This window comes from Streptomyces sp. NBC_01216, from assembly GCF_035994945.1.
Lineage (GTDB): Bacteria > Actinomycetota > Actinomycetes > Streptomycetales > Streptomycetaceae > Streptomyces.
Genome location: NZ_CP108679.1, coordinates 47,944 through 73,609, shown reverse-complemented (window position 1 = coordinate 73,609; position 25,666 = coordinate 47,944). Strand labels below are relative to the sequence as shown.

Here is a 25,666-nt window from a genome sequence, read left to right as displayed (position 1 = left end):
GGCGCCGGGCGTCAGCCCTTCGGGGCGTGCAGCGCCTTGTTCCGGATCGCGGTGGTCTTCGTGATGATGGCCTGCCGGACCCTCTCGTACTCCGCTGCGTCGTCGGGGCTGGCGGCGGCCTGGGCGAAGACGTCCTTGGTGACGGCCCGGTTCACCGCATTGAGCGTCTTGAGCGCGTCCTTGAGGGTGACCAGATGCTCGGGGACGATCTCGGCATCCTCGATGTCGTCCTCAGCGTCGCTGGAGGTCTCGGACACCTCCGCCGGTTCCCCTTCGCCGCCGCTGGGGCTCTCCCCGGGGCCGGAAGCATCAACGTTCGATTCGGATTCGAACGCAGGCGCTTCAATTGAAGCGCTCTTGTTCGATTCGGATTCGAACGCGGGGGCCTCGGTTCCCACCCCAAGGGTGCGCCGGGTGGCCTGCACGATCACTTCTCGCTGCTGATCCGGCTCGTCCGGCAACTGGCGGGGCAGGCTCTTGTGCACTGCCATCAAGCTGTCCGCCGTGGGATGAGCACCCAGCTCGTAGCTGACGTCGCGAACGGCTTCGTAGAGGGTGACTGCGGCTTCGCGACCGTACTGCTCTTCGGTCTTGCTGGTGACCTTCACCTGTGACGGCTTGGGGACGGTGCCGGTCTTGTGGGCCGTCTCCAGGGCGAGCGGTGCGTTCTTGCGGAGCTGCCGGCCGTAGACAGCAGAGCGGCCGATCTTCGCTTCCACGTAGCCACCGAGGGTGCTGTGGGTGCACCGCCACCACCGGCCCTTCGCCGCGCGTTCCAGGCCCTGCGCGATGACCCAGACTGCGGCATCGCCCGCAGCGAGCGCCGTGCTGATGACGGTCTCGGTCTGCTCCTTCTGCTGCAGTTCCGTCGCGGTCAGCTCGGAGGTGTCGTGGTCGTCGACTTCCCGGACGTCATCAAGGCTCGGCAGTCCGTCGGCGAGGCGGAGCACGGCGTCAATGCTGGTGGCCGGCGTCGGTCCGTCGAGAATTGCCTCGGTGCGGGTCACCACGGCGGCCCCGGCCCCGGAGGAGTAGCCCTCCTCGTTGCCGAAGAGGTCGTCCAGGGCGTCGGTCGCGTCGTAGCTCGGCATCAGGCAGCCTTCCCGTTGCCGAAGAGGATGCTGGCCCCGCGGTCGTAGTCCAGGACCGTGGTGACACCGGGGGCGAAGATGCGCAGCGGCTGCCGGGCGAGCTGGGCTTCTCCGATGCGTACGGAGGTGCGGGCGGGCAGGATCACAGCGTCCGGGTACGCCTTGGCGAGCCTGCCGCCGATCTGCCGGGAGAGCGTGGACTTCTCGAAGTCGGTGAGCACGACGGCCGCGACGCGCAGCTCGGTGTTCAGCCGGCCCTGTACCGAGGTGATCGTGCGGTTGAGGGCGGCGGCGCCCCGCACGTCGAGGCCGCTGGCTCCTTGGACGGGGATGACGACGTCGTGAGCGGCTACGAGGGCGGACACCGTGAGCGGTCCGAGCTTCGGTCCGCAGTCGATGATGTTGACGTCGATGCCGTCGTCGGCCTTGGCCAGGTGGAACTGGAGCTGGGTCTCTGTGCCGGTCGGGTGCTTGGTCTCAACGTCGTCCAGGTCGGGGAACGACGGGACGAAGTACAGGCCCTCGAACGGGGTGGCGTAGGTGATCTCCTGCAACGTGACCGACTGGTCGAAGTACAGGTGCATCAGGTTCTTGCGGTCGGCGGGTTCCACACCTTCGGGGTAGAAGAACCGCAGCCACACCGACAGGGACGCTTCCTGCGGGTCTGCGTCAATGATCCGTACGCGGAGGCCGCGCGCAACGAGGGCCATCGCGAGTTCGAGCGCGGTCGTGGTCTTGCCCGCGCCGCCCTTTTGGTTGCAGATGGCGATGACGCGGGGCAGCGGACCCGGCAGGAAGGTGGGCGGCACCACGATGCCGGCCCTCCACTCGTGGAACGACGAATTGACGTCCCACTCGGTGACGATGTCGAGGAATGCCAGGTCGTCGCTCAGTGGCGAAACCTGTACGGTCTCTCCTTGTGTTTCTCGCATAGCCCGCAACCGTAGCGGGTGAAACACAGGACTCGCCCCGTCTGGTCTTATGACCGGTCGGGGCGCTTCCGTTTCCGCTGGGTGAAGCTACTGACCAGGGGATTCGAACGCCACGCCGTACAAGGCGGGTTGGCTTGCGCCCGCCGTCCCGGCCGTGGGAGAACAGGTCCAGGTTCGAGGTGCTCCCCTGAGACCGGGGAGCCTGCCCGTCCCGACGGACAGCATCCTGGCTGCGCACCGCCTCCCGGGGCGGAGCCTGGTCAGTCAGAAAACCTCAGAGGCCCGGCCGCCGGCGGCTGGGCCTCACCCCGTTCCTGGCCCTGAAACGCAAGAAGGCCCGTACCCCCTGCGGCGTTCACAGGGAGTACGGGCCTTCGTGGTGTCAGGCGTCAGGCCGCCCAGGTCGCGGGCGCGCCTTCATCGGGGTTGGGGATGCCGGCGGCCTTCACCATCGCGGCTGGGTGCCGCAGAGCGGTGATCGGAACGGCGCCGGGCTCGGTGCCGGGAGCCCAGAGCATCCGCCAGGTGTCGTCCCACTCACAGGCGCACCCGTGGTCCGGGTGCGGATGCCGCAAGAAGACGCCGTGCGTGTGGACCGCGCGCGGGATGCGGGGGATGAGCACCGACGGGTCGTCGCCCGGGTACAGGTGCAGGTTCCGCCACCCATGGACTCGGGCCATGTACGCGGCGGCGGCCTCGATGGCGTCGGCCCACCGGTGGTGCCCAAGGACGATGAACGCGACCGGGGAGAGGTGATCCTCGGTGGCGTCGTCGATTCCGGTGACGTACAGGTCGCGATGGGCGACGAAGCCGCTGTCGGGTGCGTCGTCGGCGCAGGGCGTCCAGAGCTGTTCGACGGGGTGCGGGGTGCCGTCGTCGCCCTCGCTGGTCTCGATCTCGTACGGAGCCGTGGTGGTCATGCGCTCGCTCCGGTGCTGGTGCCGGCCGCCTTCAGGACGCGCGGCAGATGGACGTGGAGGTGTTCGACGTCGACCTGGCGGCCGCGGGCGCGAAGTTCGCGGGCAAGCAGTTCGGTGAGACCGGATGCCCTTTTCCGGACTAACCTGCGCGTTTCATCTGGGGTTGCGTCCGGATCATGATCGGAAAAGCGAAAGTGCCTTCTGAGCTGCAACGATGAGGCTTGTCTAAGGTCTCGATCGTTCCAGCGGGAAGGCACTTTCTGCGTGCACACTACCCGGTCACGCCCCAAGCTCGTCGTCAGCGCCGACGGGCACGGGGTGGTCAGCCATGCCGGCTCGCGTCTACTCGCGGATCTGGCCGACGCCACCGCACTGACCAGCGCTTTCTCCGACGCTCTGTGCCGACTGCGGCCTCGTGGCACCGGGCACGACCCCGGCCGCGTCGCGGTGGACCTCGCGGTGATGCTCGCCGACGGCGGCGAGGCGATCGCCGACCTGGCCGTGCTGCGCGACCAGCGCGACGTGTTCGGCCCCGTCGCCTCCACTCCGACCGCCTGGCGGGTACTGGCAGGCATCGACACCGCGACTCTGAACGCCCTGCGGGCAGCTCGGGCCAGGGCCCGCGAGGTCGCCTGGCTGCAAGCAGACGAGACTGGACACGCCATATCCGCCTCGCAGGCCGGAGGCCGTGAACTGCCCGGCCTGGTCCTGGACATCGACGCCACCCTGGTCACCTGCCACTCCGAGAAGGAACAGGCCGCCGCCACCTACAAACGCGGCTTCGGCTACCACCCACTGCTCTGCTTCCTGGACAACACCGGCGAGGCCCTGGCAGGTCTCCTGCGACCGGGCAACGCCGGAGCGAACACCGCAGCCGACCACATCACCGTCCTCGACCAGGCCCTCGCGCAGATCCCCGACGCTCACCGCCACGGCACCCCAGTCCTCATCCGCGCCGACAGCGCGGGCAGCGCCAAAGCCTTCCTCGCTCACATCCGGGCCCTGCGGGAACGCGGGATCCACGCCTTCTTCTCCGTCGGGTATCCCGTCACCGAGCCGGTCCGTCGCGCGATCCGGGCCCTGCCCGAGCACGTCTGGCACCCCGCCCTGGAACAAGACGGTGCCTTGCGCGCCAGTGCCGAGGTCGCCGAGCTGACCGGCCTGGTCGACCTCGCCGGATACCCGGACGGCACCCGCATCATCGTCCGCCGCGAGCGTCCCCACCCCGGCGCCCAGCTGTCCCTCTTCGACCAGGACGAAGGCATGCGCCACCAGGTCTTCCTCACCGACTCGCCCGTCGCAGGCAGCGGCCCGGTCCAGCACCTGGAGGTCCGCCACCGTGCCCACGCCCGGGTCGAGGACCACATCCTCTGCGGCAAGACCACCGGCTTCGGCCGCTTCCCCTCCCGCCACTTCGCGATCAACCAGGCATGGCTGGAGCTGTCCCTGACCGCGGTCGACCTGCTGGCCTGGACGCGAACCCTGCTGCTGGACGGCGAGTTGGCCACCGCCGAGCCCAAGAAGCTCCGCTACCGGCTCCTGCACGCCGCAGCCCGGATCACACGCGGAGCCCGTCGCCTACGGCTACGGATCGCCACTACCTGGCCCTGGCGCCACGAGCTGACCGCCGCGTTTAGCCGCCTCGTCGCACTGCCCCGACCGGCCACGTGACAGACAAGACCGCCACTGACCACCCACGACCCGAGGACCCAGGAGCACCCGGCCATCGCGCCGGGCCTGCGGCATGCCCACCATCCAACAGCAGCCCCACGACCTCCGGCACGGGCGTTCACCCAGCTCAGCCGACCCGAACCGAAACACGGAGGCTAAGAAACGATCAAGGTTTGTGCGCTCGCGCCAGGACGTTGCAGCTGCCGCATGGGCGGTGTCACCCCGGCACCCGAGGTGCCGACTCGCCCCGTCACCATCCCTGCGATCATTTGGTCGTGAGTTACGACCTTGCGGTGTGGGACGGTGAGCGGCCGCTCGATGACGATGCGGCGGGCTCGGCCTTCGATGAGATGTACGAGCGCTACCTCGAATCGGAGGACGTCGCTGTGCCGCCCTCCCCGCGCATCAATGCCTATGTGAACGCCTTGATCGAGCGTTATCCGGAGGATGACCGTGACAGTCCATGGGCGTCCCCTCCGGTCATCGACGAAGCGTCGGGACCGATCGTGTACCTACTCATGTCCTACAGCAGGGCCGAAGAAGTCTCTGAGTACGCCGCTTCGCTGGCACGCGAGTATGAGCTGATCTGCTTTGACCCGCAAGGCGAAACTCTGCGGTCCTGAGTGGCCCAGAGCAGCAGTCGAGGCAGGGACTTGGTCCATCCTCGGAGGCACATGCGCAATCGCCTGCGGGGCAACGAGAGGTGCTTGAGTGTTCACTGGGGGAACCGCACGGCTGCTGGTCAGGAACGACGGTGAAGCAGCGTTGGAGCTGACCGTGGAGCCGTGGGCCGATGCCTACCAGCTCCTGCCGGGGCAGACCTGCGTCGTTGTCACTCACTCCCCGGCGGAAGACGGCTCTTGGTCCGGAACGCTGCGTCGGGACGAGCCGTTCCAGGTCGACCATCGGCGGGATTCGGTCACGGTGTGGGCCAACGGCAACTGCTTCCACCTCAGTGACATGGCGGGCGGTGCGATCGATGCGGCCGACTGGCAGTGCCCTGCCCAAAGCGGTGTTCCTGAACCCGGATCCACCGGCTCGTTTCGTGAGTGATCGTTTTCGGTGATCGAGGCGATGCGTCTGGCGGCGGGCATGGGGTGGCCGCTGGTCTGCCCAGCTTTTCCACATGTCCACAGCTCTCGGGCCCTGGCGGGCGGGTCAGATACGGGCAGGTCAGGTCGGTTGGGGCGGGGTGTGCAAGGTGTTGAAGAGGGCTTCGAAGGCGTCGTGCCAGGGCCAGCGTTCGGGCAGGTGCAGGGTGAGCCGGCGGGCCGAACGGGCCAGACGGGCGGGCACGTTGACCAGGTGATCACGGATGGTCGCGCACGTCGCGCGGGCGTGAAAGGTGCCGGCGAGCGTTCCGCAGGCGCGGGTCAGGTTGAAGGCGAGGGCGGCCAGCGCGAGCCAGGCGGCGTTCGCCTGGAAGCTGCCCGAGGGGGCGTGTGCGAACGGGCCGTTCTTCAGCTCGGAGATCACCTGTTCCACGATCGCGTGGCGCCGGTGGTCACGCTCGGCGTCGATGAGCGGCAGCGTGCTGTCGGTGAACGCGGCGTGGTAGCGCCAGGCGGTGAACAGCTCGCCCTGGCCCCCGGGCACGGTCGCGGGGTTCAGGCGCTTGACGCGTCGCACGATGAGACGGGCGGTGACCTGCTGCTTCTTCGGTTTCGAGGTGAAGGCGGTGTACTCGATCTCGGCGATCTCGGCGTCCGATATCCAGCGTTCCTCCTCGCTGTCCCACACCGCCTTGGGGTACTTGATCGGCGTCCAGGCCGTCTCGTCGATAGCGGCGATGGCCTGCTTGACGGAGGCGTTCATCCGCACCGTGACGGAGAAGCGGGCGCCGAGCGCGCGGCAGGCGGCGATCACCTCGGCGGCGTAGTAGGCCGCATCCGCCCGCACGGTCAGCATCCCGGTCGCACCGGACGCGCGGGCGGTGCGGACCGCCTCGGCGGCGAACGAACCGGCTCCGCGCACCGAGTTCACGCTGCCCTTGCGCAGCCTGGTTGCGGCGATCACCGGGGCGGCCAGCGGCGTGGACAGCGTCGCGATCAGCGCGTTCAGGCCCTTGACCTTGTTGTATCCGTAACCGGTGCCCTGTTTGGCATAGCCGTGGACCGGCTTGATGGTGTCGTCCAGATCGAGGTAGGCGACCGTGTCGGCGCCGGGCAGCAGCGGGGTGTGCGCGGCCAGGCGAGGCAGGAACCGGCGGGCGACGGCGTGCAGTTGCTTCACGTGCCCGTGGGTGAAGGACCGCAGGAAGCTGCCGAGGGTCGACGGGGCGCGGACCCCGGTGAACAGGCGCCGCATCGCGCCGTGCCGCAGCCGGTCCATGTCGTCGATACTGTCCGCGCCCGCGGCCATGCCCGCGATGAGCGCCATCGACTTGGCGGCCGGGAAGGAACCGGTGCCGTTCTTCGAGGCCGGCAGCCGCATCATCTCGCCGACCAGGCCGGGCAGGCCGCACCGCTCGGCCAGGCGCACCAGCGGCGCGAGCCCGCCGTACGCGATCAGATTCGGATCATCGAACCGTGCGGAGACCTTCGCCGCGGCATGGGAAGATTGCATCTCAGAAGTGCCCTGTTGGTCGTGCGTGCTGGAAGCGTGAGAACTCCCATCATCGCAGGTCACAGGGCACTTCCTCGTTCCCGGCAACGTCACCGCCGCACATCAACCGGTGGATCCGGGCTGAAAAGTAGCCGGCTCAACCTGGCGCCCACGGCAGTAAAAGCGGCCCCGCCGAAGGCGGGGCCGTGAGTACTTCGGTGGTGGGAGGTAGTCAGCCTGGCAGTCCGGGTTCTCCCATATCGAGTTGAGGCGTGGGCGTGTTGTCTGTGAAGACGGGGATCCCGAGGTCGACCAGTTGAGGGCGTCCGTCGGCGGGGGCGTTCTTGAGGCTGCTGAGCTTGGCCATCGCGGCGTCGAAGCTGACCTGCAGCCCCTCGACCTCACCGAGCCAGCCGTTGGCGCGGGCCTCGCGGATGCGTTCGCGGAGGTTCTGGATGATCTCGATGAGGCGGGGTTTCTGGCGGGGGTCCATCTGGAGGACGGGGCAGCGAATGCAGGCGTGCTCGTGCTTGCAGGGGGTGCCATAGGGGCGGCCGCAGGTGCCGAGGGAGACCTTGCGGAGTTCGAAGTGCTGCTGGAAGTCGTGCCACTCCGCCGCGGTCGGCTCGCGATATTCCTCTTGGGGGCGCTCGGCCCGGCGCCGGTCGAGGAAGCCTCGGTAGGTGCGTACCAGGTCGTCCTGGAAGACGGCGAGGTATGCCTGGGTGGTGGTCAGTGTTTTGTGACCGAGGATGCGGGCTGCGATGTGGACGGGAAGTCCGCCGGTGACAGCCTCGGTCGCGAACATCCTTCGGAAGTCGTGCGGTGTGTAGCGCAGTGGCTCGCCGGCCTGGTCGTGGAGTCCGGTGGCCTCCAGGGTCCGGTCCAGGGCGCGCTTGATGGCGGCCTCGCTCATGACCTGCGGCTGCCAGTAGGGGCGGCGCTGGAACAGGTGCGGCAGCTGGGGGCCCGTGACGCGCTCGTGTGAGTCGTAGCGGGAGATCAGCGGGATCTTCCCCCCATTGGCGTCGCGCAGGCGCTTGATGATCGTGGCCAGGACGCTGGCCAGTTCGGGGCTGACCAGCAGGAGCCGTTCCTCGTTGCTCTTGGAGGGGACGATCTGGAGGAGCGGGACGACTTCGTTGGTGTCGGGCAGTTTGTAGGAGACCAGCGCGAGGTGCGTGAGCTCGGTCAGTTCTTCGGCGCGAACGCCGGTGTGCCGCAGCGTCTCGATGATCGCCCAGGCCCAGAAGGCGTCATCCTCCACGAGGCTCTGGTTGATCCTTCGTCCGGTGCTGCCGACCTCCTTGATGAAGACGTGCCGTGAGCCGTGATCGAGGCGGCTGGGCACCTGATTCACCCTGGGGAGGACCCGCAGGTAGCGCGCCTCGCCGTGCTCGAAGGTCTCGTTGAACGGTGTGGCGCGGGCAGCCTCCAGTAGAGCGACGGACTCTCGGTGCACTCGCTCGGCTGTCTCCAGCAGCACGGGAAGATGAGGCAGCCGCTCGCGGACTCGCTGGTGCATCCGGGAGGTGGTCTGCTTGTAGATCTTGTGGTTCCCGGCGCCGTCGCCTCGCGTGATCGGGCTTGGCACTGCCCATGGGACCCAGAACGGGTCGTCGTGCGCCCACTCCTGAATGTCGAGGTAGAAGCCGCGCACCCGCATCATGACGTCGATGCGCGAACGGCGCTCTTTGACCTCTCCGCTCTTGTTGACGTAGGTAACCAGCCGTTGTTTCCCGCCGTCGACGACCTCGTCGGGCAGACGGAGGGTGTCGATGCCGGGGTGGTGTGCCTCGATGTCCGCCCAGAACACTCCGGCCAGTTCGCGTACCAGTCCCCGGAAGGTGCCGTAGTCGATCCCGGGGCGGCGTTCTTCGAGGTAGCGGACGAGCAGGTTGCGGACCTGCGTGGACTGGATGTTGTAGGCGTCGACCAGCTCGGCGGTGGGTCGCTGCCCGTGCCGCAGCGCGTCCTTGAGGGTGTCCTTCGAGTCGATGACACCGGCGCCCCGCAGCAGGTCCCAGGCGCTGTGGGTACCCACGTATGCCTCACCGGTCTCTCGCCGCCCGACGGCCCGCAGGTAGAAAACGTCCTCGGCGGTGAGCTGGGCGAGGTCCCGGCCGGTGTGCAGGATGATCGAGGAGATGACCCGCAGGCCCTCGTCGATGTGCCGGGGCATCATGCCGATCTCGGCGCCGAAGTCGCGCATTCGGTCCAGCTGGCCGGCGGGGAACATCTGCTGGACGTCTTTGAAGAGCCGCATCGCCTTGTAGCCGCGCAGGAAGACGTAGCGCGGGAGGACCACCCGGCTGACGAGCAGACTGTTGAGACCCATCATGAGCTCGTTGCGCCTGGACTCCGCGCAGCGCGGATCGTCCTCGTTCAGGGCCAGGATCAGCTCTTTGCCCTGGTCCGCCCCGGCCGCAAGCCATCGTCCCTGCCACCCGTCTTCAGGGAAGGTCAGCAGCCAGTCGAGGATCTTGGCTGCCCCCGCGAGCCGGACAGTTCCGGGCCACATGCCGCGGCTGTACGTTCTCTGCGGCCAGAGCGGCGAGGTCGGCAGCAGGGCCAGGACCTCGTCTCGGGTGAGGTGGTCGTGCGGGCCGACGCGTTCCTTGTCCGCTTTGAGGTCGTGCTCGATGAACAACGGCTTCGTCGGCGCGGGGCCGGTTCCGGCCCGGCGGACGGAGTTGGCTCGGCGGCCTCCCTGTAGCGTCACGCCTGGCCACCTCCGAACAGCACGGCCAGGTCGCTAGCCTCGTAACCGGTCGCGACGCCGGTCGGCACGGGGTGCTTCGCACGTTCCTCACGGGCGGCGAGGTACTCCTGAACCCGGGCGATGACCTGCTCTTCTTCCTCGACGAGATACACGTCGGCGGTAGTGCTCAGGTTGGCGTGACCAAGGATGGTCTGCACGTCTCGCAGCGACAGCCGCTTGTCCCTGGACATCCGCAGCGCGGCGGTGTGCCGCAGGTCGTGCATCGACCAGTTCGTGCCCAGCAGGGCGTTGGTCCGGCGGAACACCGCGCGCAGGGCCTCGTAGTTCATCGGCTGGTAGGCCAGCCCGGCGCCGTGGTCACGACGCCGGAGTGTCCACCACAGCGGGGCCTGCGGATCCAGCGGCGGGCCCTCGCTCTGGTAGAGCCGCAGCCAGATGAACGACTCAGGGCTGGAGGGAAGCCACTGCTCGGCCTGGGAACCCTTGCGCTCGACGCGTACTAGCTGATCGCCCCAGTCGACGTCAACGCCGCGAACCCCGAGGATCTCGGAAGCCCGAGCGGCGTTGCTGATGCCGAGCGCGAGGATCGCCCGGTCCCGGTTGGACCGCAGGGCCGCGAACAGCTCGTTCCATCGCTCGTCCGGCATCTGCCGTGGCCGCCGACGTGGGACCTTGGGGTTATAGCGCAGTCGGCCCTCGCCGCCGTAGGGATCCAGCGGGTTGTGATGGGCATGCGGGCGGCGCCTCGCGCTCCGGGCCAGCGGCACCGGGTTGACCAGCGGGCCGCTGCCCGACTCGATCCAAAATTCGTAGAAGCTCCGGAGTACAGCGTTGCTGTGCCGGATCGTGCGCGGCTTGTAGAGGTCGTCCAGGTACGGCTTCTTCGTGATCGTGTTAGTCGTCCCCGCGGTCGCTGCCGAGTGCGTCCGCGCCGACGTCCGAGGTTTCGTCGCGACCCGCAGCCACAGCACGAAGTCGCGTACCTCGGCGGACGTGGCCGGTCCCATTCGACCTGGACCACGCGAAGCCATCGCCACCAGCGCAGAAGATCGAAGGCGTAGCTGCGGACGCTGCCCGGCCGATTGTCCCGAGCGACGAAGTCGATCAGGAACCTACGAATCGGCTCCACCGCTCTTCCCTCCTCGTCGAAGACCAGCCAGGGCACCGCCCCGGCTCCTACGGCTACATGCCCCCATCTCGGCAAGCGGATCAACTGGATGTCGCGAGACGCTGCGTCCAACTTCTTTGCGCTCCTTCGTCGTTCGGATGCGCAACGTCTACCGACTAGGCCGTGTTTTAGATCGGGGTTCCGGTACACGCCTTGCACCGTGATGATCATGGTGTGGGGCGTGGGGATCTTTCTGATGAGCAGTGGTCGGTGCTGGAGTCGTTGCTGCCTGCGGCAGGCGTGAGCCGCAGGTCCGGGAACCGGCGGCGGTTGATCAATGGAGTTCGGTGGCGGGTACGGACGGGTGTTCCGTGGCGTGATCTGCCGCGCGAGTACGGGCCTTGGCAGACCGTTTACGGACTGTTCCGCAGGTGGCAGCGGCAGGGTGTGTGGGCCCGGCTGCTGACGTTGTTGCAGGCGAGGGCTGATGCGGCCGGGCTGATCACGTGGGAGGTGAACGTCGACTCCACGGTCTGCCGGGCCCATCAGCACGCGGCTGGTGCCCGCCGGGACGGGGCCGGGCAGAAGGAGCCCCCGGGAGGCGTCGGGACCGAACCGGAGGACCACGGGCTGGGCCGGTCGCGGGGCGGGTTCTCCACGAAGATCCATCTGGCCTGCGAGCAGGGCCAGAAGCCACTGTCGTTGCTGTTCACGGCGGGTCAGCGGGGTGACAGTCCGCAGTTCGAGCCGGTCCTGGAAGCGATCCGGGTGCCCAAGGTCGGCGGTGGTCGTCCCAGGCGCAGGCCACTGCGGGTGCGTGGTGACAAGGCGTACTCCTCGCGCGCCAACCGTGCTTACCTGCGCAGACGCGGGATCCGCTGCACCATCGCCGAGCCGGCCGACCAGGTCCGCAACCGAAAGCGCCGCGGCCGGGCCGGTGGCCGGCCGCCGGTCTTCGACCGGGAGGACTACAAGGCCCGCCACGCGGTCGAGTGCGGGATCAGCCGCCTCAAGCAGCACCGGGCTGTCGCGACCCGCTATGACAAGCTCGCCGTCCGGTTCGAGGCGGCCGTCCAGGTCGCGGCGATCCATCAGTGGCTGTGAACCAGCGGCCTGCCGATACGGCCGTGCCATGCTGATCACGGCATTGGGCAGCACATCTTCGGGGAGGGCTTCGGTGGCCGCCAGGTACTACTGCGCCGACAGCGAGAACGGTGACCATGTCGACGACCCGTCCGAGGACGCGCTGTTCATGCTGATCGACGACCTGAACGACTCGGACAACACGTTCGTCGTGATCCAGCCGGACCAGGACGACCCCGTCTGGTTTGCCTCCGTCGCCGTCCTGGACGAGGGCGGATACGAGGTCGTCCGCCGCGACACCACCCGCCGCGAACACGACGTGACCGTCGAGACCAGCAACGACCGCATCGCGGGCGACCTCACCAAGTGGCTGGCCGCCCGCGCTACCTAAAACACGGCCTAGGCCATGCGGGGGATGTGCTCATCTCCGGCGTGTCGTGCGGTAGTCCGGTCAACACCTCTGTGCCTACCTCCTGCACATCCGATGGCGATCCGGCGGGGGCCGGCGGGCAGGTCGGCGTAGTCGGCGAGGTTGGCGAGGAGCTCGCGGGCGCCGGGGGTGTTGAGGACGACGTCCTGGACGCGGGGGTGGAAGCCGTCGAGGTCGAGGATGTCGCGGGCGGCGGCCGGGTCGCGGAGCCGGGCGCGGACGTCCTCAATGCGGTCGGCAGCGGGCGGTACGGGGGAGCCGTCCGGGCCGGTGGGCAGGTGCAGGTAGCCGAACGAGATCAGGCGGATCGGGTGCAAGGGGTTCTCCTGCTCGGTGGTGAAGGACAAGGAACGCCAGAGCGCCGCGTCCGGCCTTCCGGCTCAGGTGCGGCGCTCTGGTGTCTGGCGCGGGCTATCGGGTGGTGGTGCCGGTGACCACGAGGAACTGGTCGGTGGTCAGGTCCATCACGACGTGGGCGTCGTGGCCCTGGGCGCGCTGGGCTGCGGCGTATTCGTCGGCGGGCCAGGAGCCGCGGGGGTGGCCGGCGGGGAAGCGCTCCAGGACGGTGCGGGAGGGCGCGGCGGTGGTCATCGGTCGTCACCGCCGTGCACGCGCTCGTGGATGTCGATCAGGGTGGTGATGGCGTCGGGGTTGTCGGCGAGGCCGACCCACGTGCCGCGCGCGGTGAAGACGGGTACGGCGTCGGTGTCGGCGTCGAAGATCACGCAGTAGTCGCCGTACCGGTCGATGACCATGTCGCTCAGGGCCAGCATCGGCGCGGTGTCCAGGACCTGAAGAACGTCGACGGTGAGCCGGGCGGGCGTACCGGGGTGCTGAGGCTGGACCAGGTCGCCGGTGACGCGCAGCAGGTCGCCAGGCTGTATGCGGGTCAGCAGCTCGTGGACGATCCCGGCGGCCGTGCTGGTGCAGGAGACGATCGTGTCGGGGGCGTCCTCGGGGAGGGTGTCCGCGTCGACGGGACAGACGGTCAGGTCGAACATCGCGGTGCCGTGCGGGCCGGGGGCGGGGATCGCGTCGACCCAGCCGTCGACGGTGCAGTGGGTGGTGTCCATCAGCTGGCCTCCGCCAGGGTCTCGGTGGGGCGAGGGGAGCGGGGTCGGGGGGTGCGCTGCGCGAGCACCAGGAGCTCGGCGTTGCGCTTCTGCTCAGCGGGCGTGAGGGGCCGGGCCTTCGCGGCGCCGTGGCGGTGCCAGAGCGGAGAGGCCGGCGGTTCGGGGTAGGCGAGAGCGTGGTCGACGTCGCGGTCGGTGCTGCTCATGGGGACCTCCGAGGGGGAGGGGTTCAGGCGTGGGTGGCGCGCTTGGTGCTCTTGGGCTGGGTGTCGGAGGCGAAGCGGCCCTCGCGGCGGGCCTCAACGGGGTTCGCGGCGATCCAGTCCTCCGCGCACGCCTTGTGGACGGGCTCCCCGGCGTGGGAGCGCATCGGCGTGGGCTTGTCGCACAGCACGCAGGGGCGGTCCTGCCAGCGGTCGTAGTGCTGGCTGTCGCGCCATTCGAGGAGCGCGCCGGGAGCCGGGACAAGACCCGGCTCGAACGGCGGCTTCTTCTTGGCTCGGGTGGTCACGGCCGGAAGCCGGGCAGCTGCTGGAAGACACGCTCCAGCAGGTCCGGCTTCGGCTTCCAGGGCACGACCTGTCCGCGCGCGGGGACAGGCAGGGGGAGCTCCTGGACGTCCTGGAGCACGAGGTGCCAGGCCCCGGGGTGTGCCCACGGCGAGCAGAGCGGCGCTCCCTCGAGGTCCTGGTGGCAGTCCGTGATCCGGGCGACGCCAACGACCGCGCCGGTGACCAGCTGGCGGTCGCGGATCGTGCGGCCGATCAGCGGGACGCGCAGGGCGGGCCGGTCGAGGGTCTTGCTCGTGTGCAGCAGCACCCAGCCGGTCCGCCACCTGACGGGCCTGTTCTCCACCGTCTTGGCTCCGGCGAGGATGCAGGCCGCGTACGGCTGCCGGATGCTGATGCCGCGGATCCAGTCGCCCTCGGGCAGGGTCACGGTGCTCATGCGGCCCGCCCCCACACCGCCGTGCCCGGACGTCCGGCCCGGCGGCCGTTGATGGACGCCACCGTGACGTGGTGCGCCGTCGCGAGGACCGCCCGGCCGGAGTGCTTGCCGTCGTAGAGAGCGGCATCGGCGGCCCTCTGCAACGCGGTGAGGTCGCGGGAGCCGACCGAGGCCGGGGCCGCGGCGCCGACCGACGCGGCGACGTCGACGGTGCGGCCGTCGTCCAGGGTGACCGGCACGTGGAGCATCCGGACCAGCTGCTCCAGGCGCAGCGCGCGGCGGTCGGCGGTCAGCTCCAGGACCACGGCGAACTCATCGCCCCCGAGCCTGCCGACGGACGCGCGCGGGCCCGCCCACGCGGTGAGCCGGGCGCCGATCGACGCGAGGACGGTGTCCCCGGCCTCGTGGCCCATGCCGTCATTGATCTGCTTGAAGTGGTCGGCGTCGACCATGACCACGGTCACCTTGTCGCCGTGGCGGGCAAGGAGCCGGCGGGCGCGGGCGGTGTAGGCGTCGCGGCGCAGCAGGCCGGTCAGCGGGTCCTTCTCCTTGGCGGCGATCTGCTTGTACAGCGCGACGGCGTGGACCGCCCAGCCGGTCAGCGGAACGGCGGCGGCGGTGATCAGGAGGGTGCGCGGGCCGAACCGGCCCGTCGTGTGCAGGACGGAGTCCATACTGGGATCTCCCTCTCGTCTCGTACGGGATGGGGAACCCGGGGCAGGCGACGGTTTCGACGCCTATGGCGCCTGCCTCGGGGCGAATTCACATCAGGCTGTTGGGGTTGACCCACGCCTTGGCGGTGGCCTTGTGCCAGTCCAGGACCCAGTCGTAACGCAGGCCGCGCGCGGCCCATCCGTCGCTGGAGTCGTCGGGGGCCGGGCGGCCGGCGGACACGTACTGCACGGCGCGGTCGTAGGCGCTGTGCGCGGCGGCCAGGGCCTCGCCCGGTCCGGCGGCGCAGCCGTTGAAGACGTGATGTCCTCGCCGGTCCTGGTCCGTCGCGTGGTGTATCGGGACGTCTACCTCGTATCGGCGCATGACGTCCAACTCCTCTCTGTGTTGAGGGACCACCGCGACCGCCCCGGCCCCCGTCGTGCGGGGAGACCGGGGCGGCACGGAGCGTCCGTCACGCAGGTTGGGGCGGGTCAGAACTCCAGATGGATCGTGATGGGCCGCCGGGAGTCCCCGGCGTGGGTGTGGACGGTGCGGCGGTGCGCGGCGAGACCGGCGCTCCCGCCCTGGACCGGGAGATGACAGTCCGGGCAACCGTGGGCCCAGTCGTCCCCGGCCGGGAGGTCGGCCGGGGTGAGCGGGTGCGGGTGCGGCCCGTCGGCTGCCCGGCTCACCGGCCCTCGCCTTCCGCTGGCTGCCGGTCGGCGAGGGCCAGGAGCTCCGCGGCGAGTTCCGGCGCGGACAGGATGGTGCGCAGGATCGAGGTGATCCCGTCGCGCTCGATGGGGTTCAGCCGGTCCCACACGGCGTGGGCGTCGCCGTGTGCGCCGACGGCCTTGAGGTAGTCGGCCTCGGTGATGGCGGTGTGCTGGGCGCCGCACCGGCCGCACCGGAAGACGGCCTGGTCCCAGCCGCACGCGGGGGCCTTGGTGCTCATGCGCTGATCGCCTCCAGGGCCTGCGCCTCGAGGTCGGCGCGCCCCTCGGGGTCGTCGTCCCAGTCCCGGTAGTGGTCGTCGGCCTCCTGGTCGACGTCGTCGGGGCCGCCGTGGACGGTGCAGACGATGTCCGGGTCGTTGTCCATCGCGCCGGTCAGCGCCTTGTGCAGGTCGCTGACCGAGTAGGCCGGCGCCCACGCCTGCCCGGCGCACTCCGGGTCCGCGGGGCAGGGGAGCGCCACGTCGAAGCCGAAGTCGCCCTCGCCGTCGACGTCCTCGCGCAGCGCCAGGGTGAGGTACTGCTGCCCGAGGCGGATCTCCGCGACGCGGTCGCCGCCCGCCAGGTCCGAGTCCGGGCGCCACCGCCACAGCGGCAGGATCTCCGGGCCGAAGAACCGGCGGGCCAGCCACAGGTCGCCCAGGCCGTCGCTGCCGTCGCGCCCGAGGTCGGCCTCCCGTACCTGTGAAAGCCGCCCGAGGAACGGCTCCAGGCGGTGCAGGGTGTCGGCGAAGACGACCGTGTTGAAGCCTTCGGCCGTGAGCCGCTGGTGCGAGTGGACCATGGCCTGGTGCTGGGACCGGACGACGTCCTCGGGCACCCGCCGGTTGTCCGGGCGCGGGCCCTGCCGCTGAAGGCACACGTCCAGCGGCGTGGCGACGACGACCGCGGCGGTCGGCATGCCGTGCCGCTTGGCGGCCGTCACCAGTTCCGCCCTGACGGGCTGGTCCAGGTTGGTGGCGTCGATGACCGTGTTGAGGTGGCGGGCCATCCTGCGCTCCAGGATCAGCTTGAGGACGTCGGCGGCGTCGCCGGTCGCGTCCTGCCGACCGGGGTCGTCACTGACGACGCCGCGCAGGCCGTCGAGGGAGAGGACCTGGGAGGCCGGCCAGGTGCGGGCCAGGGTCGACTTGCCCGCGCCCGAGGCGCCGATCAGCACGATCAGCCCGTTCTCGGGCAGGTCCGGGTACAGCACCGAGGTCATGCGGGATCTCCTTGCGGGTGAAGGGAGCGGGCGGACCAGTTCAAGCGCGGCCCGGCGTTGTCGGTGAGCAGGGCGGCGGCCTCGTGCAGGGGGCAGGAGGCGTCACCGTCGCGGTCGGGCTCGATCTGCTCCGCCCGGCGCGCGGCGACGGTGAGCAGCTGCGCGAGGGCGGGGAAGAGGCCGCCGGGGACGTCGATGTCCTCCTGAAGCTCGCGCAGGATCGCGGCGAGCTCGCGGGCGTCGACGTCGTCGGCGCCCAGGTCGTCCTCGATCTGCTGGAGGGCGAGCTGGGCGATGCCGACGGAGGCGCGCACCCGGTCCAGGCGGGTGCGGGGGCGGCCGGTCACCGGGTGGTGGCCTTGGTGGTGGCGACCAGGGCGGCGACGGTTTCCCATCCGTGGTGCCAGGCGCCGTCCAGGTGGAACGCCCCGTTGATGCCGAAGTCGGCGAGCTTGTAGAAGCCGCCCTTGCCGGTCTTGGTGGCGATCCTCTCCAGCAGGCCCTTGCCGGGAACCCTGCGATCTGCGGCGTAGTGGGTGCCGAAGGAGATGGCGAGCGCGGCCGCGGCCGCCGCCGGGTGGACCCTGATGCCGAGCGCACGGGCACCGGCCCCGGCCACGAGCGCCTGCGTGGCCGTATAGGTCAGGCAGTGGTGCAGGCACGCCGAACGGCCGCCGGCCGTGCCGTGGGTGGTCTCCTGGCCGGTGGCCGGGTCCTTGAAGGTGACCGGGTGCTCGTCGGAGGCGCCCTTCACCCGGGCGCAGAAGTCGTTCTGGACCCAAAAATCACCGATCGCGCTCCCGGCGCGGGTCAGTCCGAGCAGGGCCGCGAAGACTGCGGGGCGATGCGTCATGCTGGATTTCTCCTGATCTCGATGGGTGAGGGAGCGGGCGGCCGGCTCTTTGCCGATGCTGCGGCCGCCCGGGTGTGGCCCCCGTCCCGGCCTGTGCGGCCGGGACGGGGCTCGCGCTACGCGGCCAGCCGGTGAGCGGCGGGTGCCGAGGGCGCGAAGTAGCTGCTGGGGTCCACCGGGGTGCCGTCGAAGCACTCGATGCAACAGCCGAGCTTCTTGGAGAGGCAGAAGTAGAACCGCCTCCCGCAGTCGCCGCACGTCTGGCGTGCTGCCATCGCCTTGTCCAGGGCCCACTCCTGAGCGAGCGTCGGCGTGCGCTTGGGCACCGCCAGGTCGACGCGGAGCAGGAAGCCGCGGGTCGGGTGACGGCAGGACCACTGCGGGCGGGTCGCGCACAACCTGCACCGCAGGATCGCGACCGGGCCCTGATTGCTGCCGGGACTCAGCTGCATGTCCCGTAACTTCCGTCTGGTCACGAGCCCTTCGGGCACCGTGCCGCGGTCGAACTCCGGCAGCGCCGCGTCACTGCGCGGCACCCGGGTCACCTCGCGGCGGCGGCGCCTCTTTCGGCGGCGCGGCATCACCGGCGCCAGGTGCCGGGCAGCCGGTCGGGGCGGTACGGGTGGCGGGGGCCGGGACGCTGCGGGCGGGGCCGGCCGATGCGGCGGCGCGGGCGGGGGATGAGCACGGGCAGTTCCTCCAGAGGTCGGTGCACAGCTCCGCACCCCGCCGACGTCGAACGTGTCGGCGGGGTGCGGAGCGGCGGGTGCCGGGTCAGGCGGGCGTGTGCGTGCGGTGCGCGCCGGGCGTGGTCGGGGCCGGCGTGGTGTGGCTCGGGCGCGGGTGCTGGGGCTGCTGGTCGGGGGCGCCTTGCAGGTGGGTGCCGATCAGGTATCCGATCAGCAGTCCGCCGGTGCCGTAGACCTTGTGCCGGTTCGCCTTCCACCAGGTGGGTGGGGTCGGCTCCGTCAGCACGCCTATGACGGCCACGTGTTCTCCATTCGGTCGGGGACAGGTCGGGTGGTGCGTGAGGCCGGTCGGCCTGTCCGGCCCTCGCCCCGGCCCCGCGGTGGCGGGGAGGGGCGAGGACCAGGCGGAGCGACCGGGGGGTCAGCGCTGGAGCGGGTGGACGTTGTCGGGTTCGTCGCCGTAGTCGTCGCCCGCCGGGGTGGGGGCGGGGAGCGTGGCGTGCAGGTGGAGCGCGGGGCTGAACTGGTACTGCGGCGGGTGGTTGTGGACGATGGGCCGCAGGCTCAGGCCGCGCAGGGCGAAGATGCTGGCCAGGGCCCACATGAGGGCGGCGAGCCCGGTGGCGGCGGCGCGCCCTCCGGCCGGGGCGGTGGACCAGATCATGGCGAGGGTTCCGATGCCGAACAGCAGCCAGGCGATGCGGGCACCGGCGTTGCCGAAGAACCCGCCGACCAGGCCGAGCAGGCCGGTCAGCTGCCAGAACGCATACAGGGCGGCCGGGGCGACGGCCAGGTGCGCGGCCTGGTCGGCGAGGAACACGCGGACGGGGTGGTCGACCGTGCCCCACAGGCCGCTGCCGTCGCCGCCGCTGGTGGCCGGGACGGCGGACAGGCCCTTGAGTGTGGCGTCGGCGATGTCGCCGGCGGCGTCCAGCATCATGACGATGAGGCTGAGCCCGCCGAACAGCATGGCCGCCTTGATCCAGTTGGCGACCTCGTGCCAGCTGCTGTGCCGGACCTGGAAGACCTCCTCCCAGCGCTGGTAGAGGAAGCCGCCCTCCTCCCACGATTCCTTCCACGCGGCGCGCAGCCACGCGAGCCGCCCGGCGGTGTGCTTGGCGCCCGGTTCGGGGGCCGGAGGCACGGGCGGCAGCTGGTTGAGGAGGTCGAGGAAGGACGGGTTGTCCTGGCCGTTGACGGGCTTGTCATTGTGGTTCATGGCGTGGCTGCTCCTTCTGTCGGAGGGCGGTGGTGGGGTGGGTCAGCGGATCTCGTTGCGGGTGCGGGCGAAGAACGCGCCGCGGGTGGTGCTGTTGTTGTGGATCTCGGTGTGGTGGGTGACCGGACCCTCGAAGACGTTCTTGGTGACGGCCGCGCGGGCCTTGCTGATCGCGCCGCCGATGGCGGTGGCGGCCATGGCCAGGCCCGCGAACGGCAGGGTGACCATGAGGACGCTGTTCAACGTGACGGAGGCCAGGCCCTGGAGCACGAGCCAGGCGCCACAGCCGATGCCGGTGATCCCGGCGCCGACGCCGATGCTCGCGACGGCGATCCCGGCCGCCCAGGCCGGGACGATCCGGTGGTCTTCCTGCTTCACGGGCGGGGTGGTGCCGAAGGCCGGCGGCTCGGTCTCGTCGCGGAACGAGGTGGGGTGGTGGAGTACGGGCTTGGCCGCCCAGGCGTCGATCAGGCGGCGGGCTTCGGCCGCGGCCTCGGACTCGGGCATGCCGTGCTGGGTGTGCAGGGGGTCCATGGGGTGTTCTCCGATCACGCGGAAGGGGAGCACCCTCCTGGCCGTGGTGGCCGGGAGGGCGCGTGGGGGAGGGGCGCGCGACGTCGAAGGGCGTCGCCGGAGCGTGTCCGGCGGCGCCCTTCGGCGTTGCGTAGCAGGGGAGTTGAGGCTGGCGGGTGGGTAGGCACCGCCTACGCGCTGCGGGCATCCTCGGACCAACAGGCGTCGGGAAGGGGTTGGGGTGGAGTTCGTCTTCCAGTGCGGGTGGTGCGACGGAGACAACTTCTTCGTGGGCAGGCAGGTCGGCTTCTGGGTCGACAAGTGGGAGGTGCCCTCGGAGTGGGACTGCCGCTTCTGCGAAGGGCTCAACTACACGCCGGACCCGCCCTGGGAAGAGGCGTAGTCAGAAGCTGGAGATCAGTCCGGCGAACGAGGCGAGGCCGCTGTTGATGGCCGGGGCCAGGCCGGTCGCAGCGAGGGTGAAGCCGAACAGCGTGCAGGCCAGCGCGGAGCCGACGCGGACGTTGCCGCCCTTGATCAGGACGAAGACGATGATGCCCATCAGCACGGCGGCGGAGATGGAGAGGGCCACGGTGGTGGTGCTCCTTCACATGGGTCGGTTGGGGCCGGCCGCGCTCGGGCAGGCCGGCCCCCGGGGTGGGTGGGTGTGATCAGGCGTCGGTGAGGCTCTTGATGGCCTCCAGCGCCTTGCGGGCAGAGACGACCTCCTGGCGACTGCCGCCCTTGGAGCCGCGGCCGCCGCCCTTGCCGCCTCCGCCGCCACGGCGGCGGGAGCCGCCGTCGTCGCCGTCGTCTTCCTTGGGCTCGGGCCAGAACTCGCCGGGCCGTACGGGCTCGTTCCAGTCGAACCACAGGCCGCGCTTCTCCAGCTCGCTGATCTCGTGGTCGGTGAGGTGGTTGACGTCGTCGGGGAACAGTTCGGCGAGGTCGGTGTCGAAGTCCGCGTACAGCGACCGCATGAGGACCGCGCGCCCGTTGTCCATGACCATGATGGCGACGCCGCCGGTGGACACGCCGTTCTCCGGGTCGGCCTCGCCGCGCATGGCCCGCTCGATCGCGGACCCTTCCTGCTGGGCGTAGCGGGCCGGGATGGTCGGCACGTCGTAGGCGTTCTCCATCGTGCCCTCCGCCGCCTTGCGGGTGGCACCGGGCGAGCCCATGTTGAAGATGGACGGCCGGCTGTTCTGCCGCAGGTTGTCCTTCATCTCCGTGCTGAAGCCGTTGTGCGCGAACGGCGACTGCCCGGCCGGGTTGAAGCCGATCCCGTACTTCAGGCCGGTGACCGTGAGGTCATCGCCGTCCTTCTGGATGAACTCGCCGAAGTCCCCGTCCTGCGCCGCGGTCATGAACTCGTCCGCGAACACGTTCAGCTGCCGGTAGGGGCAGCGGGCATCGCCCGGCTTGTAGTCGTGCGCCTCGCCGTCGTGCGGCCAGGGCATCTCCGCGCGGATCTCGCACAGCGCCTTCGCCGCGCGCAGCGAGCGGGCCATCCACAGGGCGTTGGAGCCCTGCCGGTCGATGTACTTGCCCAGCGTGGACGTCTTCTCGTCCTTGCGGACGGTGGAGAGCCACACGACCTGCCCGGCCAGCGACATGGCGGCCATGTCGATCGCGAAGAACTGCGTCTTCCCCGACCGACTCACACCGAGGATCAGCCCGTGCCGGGCGGCGTTCTTGTCGTGCTGGAACACCATGTTCTTCACCGGCTGGCCGGTGATGGTGTACCCGCACACGTACATGCCCTTCGCGTCCGGGGTGAGCAGCTCCCGGGTGGCGGGGAAGATCGCGGACAGCGGGGGCTTGTCGAACGCGCTGATGAGGAACTCGATGCCGTCGATGAGGACGAACACGCAGCTGTCGTCCTCGGGCAGGCCCAGGCCGCGGCAGACCTTGGCCAGGTCGATACGCGGGGACGTGGTGGCGTCGGCCATCTTCGCCCGGTAGAAGGTGACCCCCCGGACGCCGTCGCGGGTCTTGTGGACCAGCTCGGAGCCGGGGGCCCCGCCCTTGGGCGAGCCGACCTTGTCCGTCCAGCGCTCCTGGTCGGTGGGGGCCTTACGGCGGCGCTGGTTGGCGTCGGGGGTGATGTGGGCCTCCAGCCAGCCGGGGCCGCCCTGGCGGCCGGGCTGGATGGCGACCTCCGCCAGGACGACGTCGCCGGAGTGCACGGCGAACGGTGCGGCGACCGCAGCCTCGGTCAGGCCGGTGATCGGCCGTCCGGTCTCCGAGGCGCGCAGCAGGATCGTCATGTCGTGCTGCTGGCCGGGGTGCCGGGTGGCCTTGACGATGTGCGTACGGCCGGGCATCCCGGCCTGCTCCCACAGCATCCGCGCGTCGCGGGTGAGCAGGTCGGCTCCGTCGTCCTGGACGACCGGCTCCTCGAGGACTTCGGCGGGCGCCGGCTGCGCGACGGGCGCGGCCAGCGCGGGGCGGTGACGGCGGCGGGCGTGCCGGGAGAAAGGCATCACCAGGTAGCCGGCCGCCGCCCAGGTCGCGGCGAGCAGCCCGTCCATCCAGTACGGGCCGAAGCCGCCGGTGTGCCCGGCGGTGACGTCGATGGCGGCGGCCAGGACCAGCGGGGACCAGCGCAGGATCTTGCGTCCGGCGCCGGGCTCATCGCTCTTGGCGGCGAGGAACCAGCCGCCGATCCCGGCCGCACCGGCGAGCTGCACGACCTGGTTGACGGGGCTGTCGGGGTAGAGGTTCGGGGCCACGGCCAGCACGGGCGCGGCGAGGGTGTAGGCGAGGCGTTCGAGCGCGACGCTGCGCGGCGTGGTCACCGGCTTCTCCTTCGCAGAACAGCCGCGGGCGGCCCCGCGAGGTGTGCGGGGCCGCCCGTGGCGGGGTGGGTGGGGGAGGGGGTCAGCGGTTGAAGAACCCGGGTCGGGGCGTCTTCTCCCGCCGGTTGGAGCGGATGTCGTCCAGCGCGCCGTAGAGCTTGGAGTGGGTGCGCTTGGTCTCGTGGGTGAGGTCGGCGGTCTCCTGCGCCGTCTCGTACAGCTTCTTGACCTGCACCCCGGCGCCCCCGAGGGCGACGCCGACGTTGCTGGTCAGCTCCACGAACTTCGGGTCGAGTTCGGCGTTGTCGACGTCGCGGGCCGCGTCCTCGGCACGCTTGGCGTTCCTGCGGACGCTGCGCACGAGCTCCTCCAGGCCGAGCCCGGCGTCATCCAGCGCGCGCCCGAGGGCGTCGAGCTTGGCCTGGACGGCCTTGTAGCGGTTGTCGCCGTCGGCCACGGCGGGTGCCGCAGCGCTGGGGCGGGGTGCGAGATCGCTGCTCATCAGCGGGTTTCCTCCCTCTGCTTAGTCGTGGTGGGCGGCGGCGGACACGTAGTTCAGGCCCGCGTCTTCCTTCGCGGCCATGTCCTCGCCGTACACGCGGGCGACCATCGCGGCCGCGAGCTTGGCGGCCTCCAGGGCCAACCCGCACTCGGTCGCGCACCGCTCCGCCTGCTGCTTCATGCGGGCCGCGGAGTCGGCCAGGTCCGAGATCAGCTCGGTGACCTCGGTGGTGACGTTGTGGTCACCGACCAGGTCGGTGGCCATGTCCCGCAGGGCGTCGGCCACCTTGTCCAGGGCCTCCGCGAGGGCTTCGGCCCGCTCCTGGTCGGAGGCGGCCTGGATGGCGATGTTCGCCATCTCCACCAGGTAGTCGTCGAACGTGATGTCCGTGCGGTGCTGGGCGCCGAGGCCGCCCCCGCCGGACGGCCTGCTGACCTGCGAGCTGCTCACGCTGCTCCCTTCCGTGGCTGTCGGCCGACTGGTGCCGGGCCGTGCGGTGTGCTGCTCCGGCGCGGGCGGCAGGCCCCGCACGCCGGCCGTGAGGGCCCCGGGGGCGTCGGGGACGATGTCCGCGTCGACGATGTCGTCGCCGCCCGTGGCGCCGGTGCGCGGCGGGCGGGTGGGGCGGTCGGGCCACTCCACCGTCGGGGTGGAGTCCTCCTCGCCGAACGGGCTGTCCGCCGGACGGCCGCGCCGACCGGCACGCCCCGTACGACCACGCCCCGTACGACCGGTGCGCCCGGTGCGGCGGGAACGTCCGCGCCGACCGGCCCGGCCGGTGGCGCCGGTGCGCCGGCGCCGGAACCGACGCCGCTTCTTCCCGCCGTCAGACGACCCGTCACCGGCCGTGGAATCCGTCCCCGGCGTATCACCCGCCGTGCCGTCCTTCGCGGCGCCGGAGGACCCGCCAGAGCCGTCCTTGGCGTCCTTGCCGTCGGTGCCCTTGGCCTTGGAGTCCTTGTCCTTGGTCAGGTTCACCTTCTCGGTGCCGGCCGCCTTGGCGTCCTTCGCCTCCTGCGCGGCCTTCGCGTCGGCACGCCGCTTGTCGAAGCGACGCTGGGCTTCCTCGCCGACGGCCTTGCCCAGCGTGGTGCGGCCCGGGTCGGCCGACGCCGCGGCTTCCCGCTTCGCCTTCCGAGCCGCGTCCCGCTCCTGGCGCTTGGCCCGGCGGTCCTCCCACGCCTGCTGCCGCTGCGCGCGGCCCTGGTCGCGGTCCTTGGACCGGTCCGCGACACCGGCGGAGTGCCCGGCGCTGCGCCGCTCCTGCCGCCCGGCCTGGCGGGCCCCGGCGCGCTCCTGGCGGCCGCGGGCCCGCTCGGTACGGGCGCCGGACGACTGACTTGCCCTGTCGTCCTTCGAGTTGCCCCGCCCGGAGCCGCCAGAGCCCGTCTGAGAGCCCTTCGAGCCCCCGGACGCGCTGCGCCCGGAACCGGCCGAACGGCCGCCAGAGCCCGACTGAGGGCCCTTCGTGCCGCCCTTGCCGCCTCCGCTACCGCTGCCGCTGCCGCTCCCGGACCCCGAACGGCTCCCGGGGCCGCCGGAGTTGGAGCCGCGCGAGCCGCCGGACCCCTTCGGCCCGGCACCCGAGTTGGTGCGGGACGGCCCGCTGCCGCCCCCGCCGCGCGAGGACCCGCCCCCGCCGCCGGCCTTCGAGCGGCCCTTGTCCGCACCCAGGCCGGAGGAAGACGACTTCGTACGGTCGGCATCCGCCTTTCCGCGCGCCGCCGCCTTGTCGCCCTTCGCTTTCATCATCGCGGCGTGGAGCTTTCCGTTCTGCTCCATCATCGCGACTTCCTGCGCGGTGCGGCCCTCCAGCAGCGCCGCCTTCCGCGCTATTTCAGCCTCACGGAAAGGCGCTTCGCTTTCCTGGTTGTACCGCGCCATTTCCAGTCGGAATTCCAACCAGTCACCGAGACGGTCGGCGAGAGAACGGGGCTGCTCGTATTCGCCTTCCTCGTATTCGCCTTCTTCTTTA

34 protein-coding genes are annotated in these 25,666 nt (G+C 70.6%); 6 read left to right on the top strand and 28 right to left on the bottom strand.

Going from position 1 to position 25,666, the window contains the following annotated elements:
* Positions 1–11 precede the first annotated feature (11 nt).
* The 3 genes from OG393_RS34590 to OG393_RS34580 form a co-directional block, all read right to left on the bottom strand.
* Positions 12–1,091 carry a hypothetical protein gene (locus OG393_RS34590; RefSeq protein ID WP_327379024.1) on the bottom strand — a complete coding sequence of 360 codons (1,080 nt, stop codon included), beginning with the start codon at positions 1,089–1,091 and terminating at the stop codon, positions 12–14.
* Complete coding sequence (locus OG393_RS34585; RefSeq protein WP_327379023.1) at positions 1,091–2,023, bottom strand: ParA family protein; 933 nt, start codon at positions 2,021–2,023, stop codon at positions 1,091–1,093. The genes OG393_RS34590 and OG393_RS34585 overlap by 1 nt, the downstream gene beginning before the upstream one ends.
* A 389-nt stretch (positions 2,024–2,412) precedes the next feature.
* On the bottom strand, positions 2,413–2,943 hold the full coding sequence (locus OG393_RS34580; protein WP_327379022.1) for a hypothetical protein: 531 nt from the start codon (positions 2,941–2,943) through the stop codon (positions 2,413–2,415).
* Between the two features lie 264 nt (positions 2,944–3,207).
* Between OG393_RS34580 and OG393_RS34575 the strand changes: the two genes are divergently transcribed.
* The 3 genes from OG393_RS34575 to OG393_RS34565 all read left to right on the top strand — a co-directional run bounded on the left by OG393_RS34575 (position 3,208) and on the right by OG393_RS34565 (position 5,667).
* The gene (locus OG393_RS34575) at positions 3,208–4,614 is read left to right on the top strand and encodes an IS1380 family transposase (RefSeq protein ID WP_327379021.1); all 1,407 of its coding nucleotides are present in this window, start codon (positions 3,208–3,210) and stop codon (positions 4,612–4,614) included.
* 275 nt (positions 4,615–4,889) lie between these two features.
* On the top strand, positions 4,890–5,237 hold the full coding sequence (locus OG393_RS34570) for a hypothetical protein (RefSeq protein WP_327379020.1): 348 nt from the start codon (positions 4,890–4,892) through the stop codon (positions 5,235–5,237).
* Between the two features lie 88 nt (positions 5,238–5,325).
* Complete coding sequence (locus OG393_RS34565; protein WP_327379019.1) at positions 5,326–5,667, top strand: hypothetical protein; 342 nt, start codon at positions 5,326–5,328, stop codon at positions 5,665–5,667.
* A gap of 120 nt (positions 5,668–5,787) precedes the next feature.
* Here OG393_RS34565 and OG393_RS34560 read toward each other — a convergent pair whose 3' ends face one another.
* The 3 genes from OG393_RS34560 to OG393_RS34550 form a co-directional block, all read right to left on the bottom strand.
* On the bottom strand, positions 5,788–7,179 hold the full coding sequence (locus OG393_RS34560; RefSeq protein ID WP_327372736.1) for an IS1380 family transposase: 1,392 nt from the start codon (positions 7,177–7,179) through the stop codon (positions 5,788–5,790).
* Positions 7,180–7,390: 211 nt separating this feature from the next.
* Positions 7,391–9,880 (bottom strand): tyrosine-type recombinase/integrase, encoded by a 2,490-nt coding sequence (locus OG393_RS34555; RefSeq protein ID WP_327379018.1) that lies wholly within the window; start codon positions 9,878–9,880, stop codon positions 7,391–7,393.
* A complete protein-coding gene (locus OG393_RS34550) occupies positions 9,877–10,887 on the bottom strand; it encodes a tyrosine-type recombinase/integrase (protein ID WP_327379017.1) in 1,011 nt (336 codons plus the stop codon). Before OG393_RS34550 ends, OG393_RS34555 begins: the two co-directional genes overlap by 4 nt.
* A gap of 335 nt (positions 10,888–11,222) precedes the next feature.
* Here OG393_RS34550 and OG393_RS34545 point away from each other — a divergent pair, with 335 nt between their 5' ends.
* Positions 11,223–12,092, top strand: coding sequence for an IS5 family transposase (locus tag OG393_RS34545; RefSeq protein WP_327379016.1), 870 nt, complete (start codon positions 11,223–11,225; stop codon positions 12,090–12,092).
* Positions 12,093–12,120: 28 nt separating this feature from the next.
* Positions 12,121–12,462: a hypothetical protein gene (locus OG393_RS34540; protein ID WP_442817450.1), complete on the top strand. Its 342-nt coding sequence runs from the start codon at positions 12,121–12,123 to the stop codon at positions 12,460–12,462.
* Between the two features lie 8 nt (positions 12,463–12,470).
* On the opposite strand, the gene OG393_RS34535 is transcribed toward OG393_RS34540, so the two are convergent.
* The 18 genes from OG393_RS34535 to OG393_RS34450 form a co-directional block, all read right to left on the bottom strand.
* Positions 12,471–12,818 (bottom strand): RapZ C-terminal domain-containing protein, encoded by a 348-nt coding sequence (locus OG393_RS34535; RefSeq protein WP_327379015.1) that lies wholly within the window; start codon positions 12,816–12,818, stop codon positions 12,471–12,473.
* A gap of 94 nt (positions 12,819–12,912) precedes the next feature.
* Positions 12,913–13,092, bottom strand: a complete 180-nt coding sequence (locus OG393_RS34530; protein WP_327379014.1) for a hypothetical protein — start codon at positions 13,090–13,092, stop codon at positions 12,913–12,915.
* Complete coding sequence (locus OG393_RS34525) at positions 13,089–13,574, bottom strand: hypothetical protein (protein WP_327379012.1); 486 nt, start codon at positions 13,572–13,574, stop codon at positions 13,089–13,091. Before OG393_RS34525 ends, OG393_RS34530 begins: the two co-directional genes overlap by 4 nt.
* On the bottom strand, positions 13,574–13,780 hold the full coding sequence (locus OG393_RS34520; RefSeq protein WP_073920992.1) for a hypothetical protein: 207 nt from the start codon (positions 13,778–13,780) through the stop codon (positions 13,574–13,576). The genes OG393_RS34525 and OG393_RS34520 overlap by 1 nt, the downstream gene beginning before the upstream one ends.
* Before the next feature lie 23 nt (positions 13,781–13,803).
* Positions 13,804–14,085, bottom strand: a complete 282-nt coding sequence (locus tag OG393_RS34515; protein WP_073920993.1) for a hypothetical protein — start codon at positions 14,083–14,085, stop codon at positions 13,804–13,806.
* The gene (locus OG393_RS34510) at positions 14,082–14,522 is read right to left on the bottom strand and encodes a hypothetical protein (protein ID WP_327379011.1); all 441 of its coding nucleotides are present in this window, start codon (positions 14,520–14,522) and stop codon (positions 14,082–14,084) included. Before OG393_RS34510 ends, OG393_RS34515 begins: the two co-directional genes overlap by 4 nt.
* On the bottom strand, positions 14,519–15,196 hold the full coding sequence (locus OG393_RS34505; protein WP_327379010.1) for a GGDEF domain-containing protein: 678 nt from the start codon (positions 15,194–15,196) through the stop codon (positions 14,519–14,521). Before OG393_RS34505 ends, OG393_RS34510 begins: the two co-directional genes overlap by 4 nt.
* An 88-nt stretch (positions 15,197–15,284) precedes the next feature.
* Positions 15,285–15,560 (bottom strand): hypothetical protein, encoded by a 276-nt coding sequence (locus tag OG393_RS34500; protein ID WP_327379009.1) that lies wholly within the window; start codon positions 15,558–15,560, stop codon positions 15,285–15,287.
* Between the two features lie 107 nt (positions 15,561–15,667).
* Positions 15,668–15,868: a hypothetical protein gene (locus OG393_RS34495; protein ID WP_327379008.1), complete on the bottom strand. Its 201-nt coding sequence runs from the start codon at positions 15,866–15,868 to the stop codon at positions 15,668–15,670.
* Positions 15,865–16,131 carry a hypothetical protein gene (locus OG393_RS34490; RefSeq protein WP_327379007.1) on the bottom strand — a complete coding sequence of 89 codons (267 nt, stop codon included), beginning with the start codon at positions 16,129–16,131 and terminating at the stop codon, positions 15,865–15,867. The genes OG393_RS34495 and OG393_RS34490 overlap by 4 nt, the downstream gene beginning before the upstream one ends.
* Complete coding sequence (locus OG393_RS34485) at positions 16,128–17,114, bottom strand: ATP-binding protein (protein WP_327379006.1); 987 nt, start codon at positions 17,112–17,114, stop codon at positions 16,128–16,130. The genes OG393_RS34490 and OG393_RS34485 overlap by 4 nt, the downstream gene beginning before the upstream one ends.
* Positions 17,111–17,461 (bottom strand): hypothetical protein, encoded by a 351-nt coding sequence (locus OG393_RS34480; RefSeq protein WP_327379005.1) that lies wholly within the window; start codon positions 17,459–17,461, stop codon positions 17,111–17,113. Before OG393_RS34480 ends, OG393_RS34485 begins: the two co-directional genes overlap by 4 nt.
* Complete coding sequence (locus OG393_RS34475; protein ID WP_327379004.1) at positions 17,458–17,967, bottom strand: hypothetical protein; 510 nt, start codon at positions 17,965–17,967, stop codon at positions 17,458–17,460. Before OG393_RS34475 ends, OG393_RS34480 begins: the two co-directional genes overlap by 4 nt.
* Before the next feature lie 116 nt (positions 17,968–18,083).
* Positions 18,084–18,503, bottom strand: a complete 420-nt coding sequence (locus tag OG393_RS34470; protein WP_327379003.1) for an RRQRL motif-containing zinc-binding protein — start codon at positions 18,501–18,503, stop codon at positions 18,084–18,086.
* Positions 18,504–18,547: 44 nt separating this feature from the next.
* Positions 18,548–18,682 (bottom strand): hypothetical protein, encoded by a 135-nt coding sequence (locus OG393_RS34465; RefSeq protein ID WP_327379002.1) that lies wholly within the window; start codon positions 18,680–18,682, stop codon positions 18,548–18,550.
* Positions 18,683–18,741: 59 nt separating this feature from the next.
* A complete protein-coding gene (locus OG393_RS34460; protein ID WP_073920997.1) occupies positions 18,742–18,957 on the bottom strand; it encodes a hypothetical protein in 216 nt (71 codons plus the stop codon).
* 120 nt (positions 18,958–19,077) lie between these two features.
* A complete protein-coding gene (locus OG393_RS34455) occupies positions 19,078–19,875 on the bottom strand; it encodes a hypothetical protein (RefSeq protein WP_327379001.1) in 798 nt (265 codons plus the stop codon).
* A 42-nt stretch (positions 19,876–19,917) separates the two neighbouring features.
* Positions 19,918–20,409 (bottom strand): hypothetical protein, encoded by a 492-nt coding sequence (locus tag OG393_RS34450; RefSeq protein WP_138899410.1) that lies wholly within the window; start codon positions 20,407–20,409, stop codon positions 19,918–19,920.
* A gap of 220 nt (positions 20,410–20,629) precedes the next feature.
* On the opposite strand from OG393_RS34450, the gene OG393_RS34445 reads away from it, so the two are divergent.
* Positions 20,630–20,791, top strand: a complete 162-nt coding sequence (locus OG393_RS34445) for a hypothetical protein (protein WP_327379000.1) — start codon at positions 20,630–20,632, stop codon at positions 20,789–20,791.
* Here OG393_RS34445 and OG393_RS34440 read toward each other — a convergent pair whose 3' ends face one another.
* From OG393_RS34440 to OG393_RS34425, 4 genes are all read right to left on the bottom strand, one after another.
* Positions 20,792–20,980, bottom strand: a complete 189-nt coding sequence (locus OG393_RS34440) for a hypothetical protein (RefSeq protein ID WP_138899411.1) — start codon at positions 20,978–20,980, stop codon at positions 20,792–20,794.
* A gap of 79 nt (positions 20,981–21,059) precedes the next feature.
* Positions 21,060–23,189: a chromosome segregation protein ParM gene (locus tag OG393_RS34435; protein ID WP_327378998.1), complete on the bottom strand. Its 2,130-nt coding sequence runs from the start codon at positions 23,187–23,189 to the stop codon at positions 21,060–21,062.
* 82 nt (positions 23,190–23,271) lie between these two features.
* On the bottom strand, positions 23,272–23,691 hold the full coding sequence (locus OG393_RS34430) for a conjugal transfer protein TraB (RefSeq protein ID WP_327378997.1): 420 nt from the start codon (positions 23,689–23,691) through the stop codon (positions 23,272–23,274).
* A gap of 21 nt (positions 23,692–23,712) precedes the next feature.
* Positions 23,713–25,476 (bottom strand): ATP/GTP-binding protein, encoded by a 1,764-nt coding sequence (locus tag OG393_RS34425; RefSeq protein WP_442817454.1) that lies wholly within the window; start codon positions 25,474–25,476, stop codon positions 23,713–23,715.
* Between the last annotated feature and the right edge of the window lie 190 nt (positions 25,477–25,666).